At 51.5% G+C, this 4,334-nt stretch carries 9 protein-coding genes; 4 read left to right on the forward strand and 5 right to left on the reverse strand.

Annotation, left to right across the window (positions count from 1 at the left end; genetic code table 11):
* Positions 1-190: 190 nt before the first annotated feature.
* A complete protein-coding gene (locus RM704_RS45255) occupies positions 191-832 on the forward strand; it encodes an MbeB family mobilization protein (protein ID WP_146711211.1) in 642 nt (213 codons plus the stop codon).
* A gap of 46 nt (positions 833-878) precedes the next feature.
* On the forward strand, positions 879-1,133 hold the full coding sequence (locus tag RM704_RS45260) for a CppA family protein (protein ID WP_003690227.1): 255 nt from the start codon (positions 879-881) through the stop codon (positions 1,131-1,133).
* Here RM704_RS45260 and RM704_RS45265 read toward each other — a convergent pair.
* The 5 genes from RM704_RS45265 to RM704_RS45285 are packed head-to-tail and all read right to left on the reverse strand — an operon-like array spanning position 1,111 to position 2,934.
* A complete protein-coding gene (locus RM704_RS45265) occupies positions 1,111-1,389 on the reverse strand; it encodes an endoribonuclease VapD (protein ID WP_003690225.1) in 279 nt (92 codons plus the stop codon). The genes RM704_RS45260 and RM704_RS45265 overlap by 23 nt on opposite strands.
* Positions 1,389-1,574, reverse strand: coding sequence for a DUF5397 family protein (locus RM704_RS45270; protein ID WP_003690223.1), 186 nt, complete (start codon positions 1,572-1,574; stop codon positions 1,389-1,391). Before RM704_RS45270 ends, RM704_RS45265 begins: the two co-directional genes overlap by 1 nt.
* A 2-nt stretch (positions 1,575-1,576) precedes the next feature.
* Positions 1,577-1,822: a hypothetical protein gene (locus tag RM704_RS45275; RefSeq protein WP_003690221.1), complete on the reverse strand. Its 246-nt coding sequence runs from the start codon at positions 1,820-1,822 to the stop codon at positions 1,577-1,579.
* Positions 1,819-2,061: an HTH domain-containing protein gene (locus RM704_RS45280; RefSeq protein WP_003690220.1), complete on the reverse strand. Its 243-nt coding sequence runs from the start codon at positions 2,059-2,061 to the stop codon at positions 1,819-1,821. The genes RM704_RS45275 and RM704_RS45280 overlap by 4 nt, the downstream gene beginning before the upstream one ends.
* A gap of 3 nt (positions 2,062-2,064) precedes the next feature.
* Positions 2,065-2,934, reverse strand: a complete 870-nt coding sequence (locus tag RM704_RS45285) for a replication initiation protein (protein WP_003690219.1) — start codon at positions 2,932-2,934, stop codon at positions 2,065-2,067.
* 385 nt (positions 2,935-3,319) lie between these two features.
* Here RM704_RS45285 and RM704_RS45290 point away from each other — a divergent pair, with 385 nt between their 5' ends.
* Together RM704_RS45290 and RM704_RS45295 are read left to right on the forward strand one after the other, a co-directional pair.
* Positions 3,320-3,700, forward strand: coding sequence for a MobC family plasmid mobilization relaxosome protein (locus tag RM704_RS45290; RefSeq protein WP_014580441.1), 381 nt, complete (start codon positions 3,320-3,322; stop codon positions 3,698-3,700).
* Positions 3,685-4,314 (forward strand): relaxase family protein, encoded by a 630-nt coding sequence (locus RM704_RS45295; RefSeq protein WP_003696452.1) that lies wholly within the window; start codon positions 3,685-3,687, stop codon positions 4,312-4,314. Before RM704_RS45290 ends, RM704_RS45295 begins: the two co-directional genes overlap by 16 nt.
* The last annotated feature ends 20 nt before the right edge of the window (positions 4,315-4,334 follow it).

Here is a 4,334-nt window from a genome sequence, read left to right on the forward strand (position 1 = left end):
CACAGAGCATCACAGAGCATCACAGACGGCTTAGAAGCCCTAGCCCTATCAGGCAAGCTAAAAAGCCGCGCAGACGTGCTGGAAACGCTGGAAAAGGTAGGTTTTGAAATATCACGAGCGACCATCAGCAGCATCAGCATCAAGAACCCGGACCCAAAAGGGCGCAACATCCGACTGAAAGGCGCACTGTATGAGCAAGATTTCCGATTTGGCGAAGACCTTCGAGCAGACATCACGCACCGAAGCCGCCAGCATAGAGCAACAAACGAAAGCAGACTTAGAGACGTTACGGAAAAATATCAACGAGGCATTGAAGCAAAGCGAGCAGAAAATAACCGCCGATATAAACGCCCGGCAGTTACGCATGAGCAAGGCAGTATTCAAGCCCTATCTGTGGAGCTTGCTAGGTATATCGGCGGCAGGGTTGATAGTCATAGCAGGGCTGTTCATAGCGATATGGAGCGTCAAGAACGAGCTGGACGACTTGAAACAGCAGAGAGCCGAAGCAGAGCGCACCCTAGACCTGTTGGAAACCAAGACCAAAGGTTTGACACTGGAAAATTGCCCAGTCGAGAACAGCAAAGCAACGCGGGTATGCGTAGCGACCGAGAAGCGAATGCTGGACGCGTTAGCGGAATTAGAGAGCAATCACGCAGCAATCGAGCAGCGAATGATGAAAGCCTTAACGCACTTGGGCGAAAGGTTGGCAGAGCTAGAGCAGGAAAACACGAGTTTAGCGCAGCAGCTAGCGAGCTTGGCAGCCGAGTTAGAGCGGCAGAGCGAAATACAGCAACGGCAGAGCGAAATCTTGAATCAACCAGCCAAACGATAAGCCAACGACACAAACGAACCCAAAGCAGGGGATGGGGAATGAGCCGATGATTACCGAGAACGAACGCGACAGGCGAACAGCCGCATGGCTGATAGAGACCTACGGGGCAGAAGCCGTAGCGGAAGCAGAAACCCGCATTGCGGGCGCGAGAAAGCCCTATCCGAGCAATATCGCCAAAGTATTGGGGGCTAGCCTACCCGAAGCCCTAAAACGCACAGAAAACGCCGCAGCGCGCCAAAAACTGGCAGGGCTGCGGCGGATGTTGGACGGTAAGGCAGTTAAGACTTCACAAGACTTGTGAAATCAGACCACTGCTCAATGCGGAACGCCCGAATATCGCGGACAGAAGACGGAAACCAAGGCAGAGCTTTTAGCTCGTTGATGGCTGAAAACAGGTTAGCCATATCTTCGTTTTGGCAGGTGTACAAACTTCCCTGAATGCGGGTAAAGCCGAATTTCCGCAGGGTGTATCCAATATCCGCGTAGGCTTGGGAAATGCCTTTCGGATGGTTTTGAGCGGTATCGGCAACCACCAAATCAAAAGAAATCGCGTACATTAGGCAGCCTTTGGGTCTTGAACGATGTGGGACAGTTTGTATTGCGTGTGTTCGCCGCTTTCCGGCAGTTCAATATTTACGAGCCAATCGCCGTCCGGAAGCTGTTCGGCAGGCGTGCCGACGATGTACATCACGCCGTAATCGCCAAAGGTGCGGATTGAACCGGTGGGGATAGTGGTTTGCATGGTTAGTTCTCCTGTTGGGTTTGGTTTTCAGGCTGGTTTGTCATGTACAAAACCCGTTGGGCAGCTTTTTCGGCTGTTGTGCGTTTGATGCCGTCAGGCAGAAAAATTCTCCATTTTTTGGCTAGAACTATATCTGCAAGATCATCAACCGTTGCGCTTTTCAAAGCAGGATTTGCGTTAATTTCCGAATACAGAAAATCTTTGAATGCCGAGTACAGAGCATCGCGGTTTATTGCGTATCTTGTCATGCTGTTTCGCTTTGGTTGTCAGTTTCAGACGGCATAGGCTTGCCGCGCCTGTACCAAGTGGCGCGGGAAATGCCGAAGTGTTCCCACGGTTTATCGCGGCTGATAGAGTTTTCGGCTAGGTAGTCGGCGCGGGATTGCGACCATGCCCGAAAAACGGTTCTTGTGGAACAGCCGAAGCGTTTTGCCAGTTCTTTAGCCGTAACGTCTCGCTTGGTGGTTTTCAGTTTTGGATAGGCCATATTTCAAAGCTCCGTGATGATTTTTGTTCTGCCTGCATTGATGGTTGTTTTCCGCAAACTATTCCGATGAGCCTGCAATTCCGAAAACCGTCGATTGCTGGCTGCAATATCAAACTTGTACCAAACCCAGTTAGCGATTGATTTGGAGATACATTTCACTTCTTTTTCCCACATCGGGACAGGGAAATCCCCATTTACCCGCATACACTGGTAATGCACTTCTTTCAGCCAGCCTTGCACCGTGTAGCCCTGCTGTTTGAACGCCAACACGTTTTTGTGCGCCCAACGGCTCACAAGGTTAAACACCGTGCAATTTCTGCTTAATCCGACCGCTTCCACGTTAGAGCGACCGATATAGGGCTTAAACTTGTCTAAATCCACGAAATCCGCAAGATACTCCAAATCGTAGCCCCTGATTGCGTCAGGAACGCCGCGCAGCGTCAGCCAATGCGGATGTTCGGGATTTTTCGTAATCAGCGATACAAAGCCCACATCACCGCGCAATTTCGCCTTATATGCTGCTTCAAGTGCAGCAAGATAGCGCAGGGCTTTTTGTCTCCCACCGTATTCCGCCGTCAGCACAGGCGCGGAAAGCGCATAGGCAAGGTGTGCGCCGCCGTTTTCCCTGTTGATTGCCGCCCAAGCAGGCATAGGCAGATTATTGTCTTCCCAAGCCAACCCCGCCCCTTCGTAATCCAAGTCAAAGAGCATAAACACACGCAGATGCGGCGGATTGACTTGGATGTAGCGGCGTTTGATGGCGGCAGCGTAAGAGCGCACCAGCATAGGCGCTTCTTTGAAATCTTTGCAGTATGGCTTGTGTGGGATACGTTCTTGCAAGAAGAGGTCGGGTTGGGTGTATAATTGGCTCATGTTGTATCTCGAAACCCCCGTGCAGATTGGCGTTTGGCGGGGGTTTTGCTTTGTCTAAGATTTGCAGATTGTATGCTTGTTTTTAAGATGATACAACTATGTCAAAATAACCATAATCAGATAACAGCCCGATAGGGGTTCTTATTTCAAAATTTTCCAATCCGCAATTTAGCGAAGCCAGCAGGCGAAGCGGTAAAGCTTGGAGCGCAGCAGCGCGACCTAAGCCGGCCAGCAGGGCGGCGTTTTGGGGGAAACATGAAACCAGTTCCGACAGGGCGGCGTGCGTGTTCTTCCCTGAGTTCTTCATGGAGTATCGGCGAAATGCCGTGATGAAATGCCGTTTTTTTGAGCAGAAAGCAGTCAAAAACAGGGGTATTTTGCCCTTTTGACAGGTTCGAGTGCCGCCGAAAAGCGAACAAAGCAACTCATCATCCGAGTCAGCCCGACCGAGTTTGAGACTTTGACCCGACAGAAGACCCATCCGAATTTAGCCCGCTACATTCGGGAGCGGGTTTTGGAAGATGGCAAAGCATCCGACAAAAAAACCGTCAAATTCCAATTCCCGCCCGAAGTCGTGCGCGTCCTTGCAGGCATGGGTAACAACCTGAACCAAATAGCCAAGGCCCTGAACACCGCCGCAAAGGTCGGCACGTTGGGCAATGTGGAAGCACTCAAGGCGACGACCGAGCTGGCAGCGTTGGAACGTTCCTTAAATTCCCTACGGGATTTTTTAGCCAAAGAAAAGAACGGATGGCAGTCCCAATGATTGTGCAGTTTTTCAATAGGGGGAAAGGCGGCGGGAGTGGTCCGATAGACTATCTTCTAGGCAAAGACCGCGACCGAGAAGAAGCCAGATTATTACGCGGCGACCCCGAAGAAACCGCCGCCCTGATAAACAGCAGCGATTACGCCAAGAAATACACCGCCGGCTGCCTGAGCTTTGAAGAAAGCAACATCCCCGCCGAACAGAAACACGCCCTGATGGACAGCTTCGAAGAGTGTATTTTTGCAGGCTTGGACAAAGACCAATACAACTGCCTATGGGTAGAACACCGAGACAAAGGGCGTTTGGAACTCAACTTCGTGATACCGAACATCGAGCTTTTGAGCGGAAAGCGGTTACAGCCCTACTACTACGCCGCCGACAGAGGAAGAGTGGACGCATGGCGCACCATGCAGAACCTGACGCACGGATACAGCGACCCAGACGACCCCGCCAAACGGCAGAGCATGACCCAAGCCAAAGACCTGCCGAGAAACACGCAGGAAGCCGCACAGAGCATCACAGAGCATCACAGACGGCTTAGAAGCCCTAGCCCTATCAGGCAAGCTAAAAAGCCGCGCAGACGTGCTGGAAACGCTGGAAAAGGTAGGTTTTGAAATATCACGAGCGACCATCA

Origin of the sequence: Streptomyces gottesmaniae (genome assembly GCF_031845845.1) — a bacterium.
In the GTDB taxonomy this organism is placed as follows: domain Bacteria; phylum Actinomycetota; class Actinomycetes; order Streptomycetales; family Streptomycetaceae; genus Streptomyces; species Streptomyces akebiae.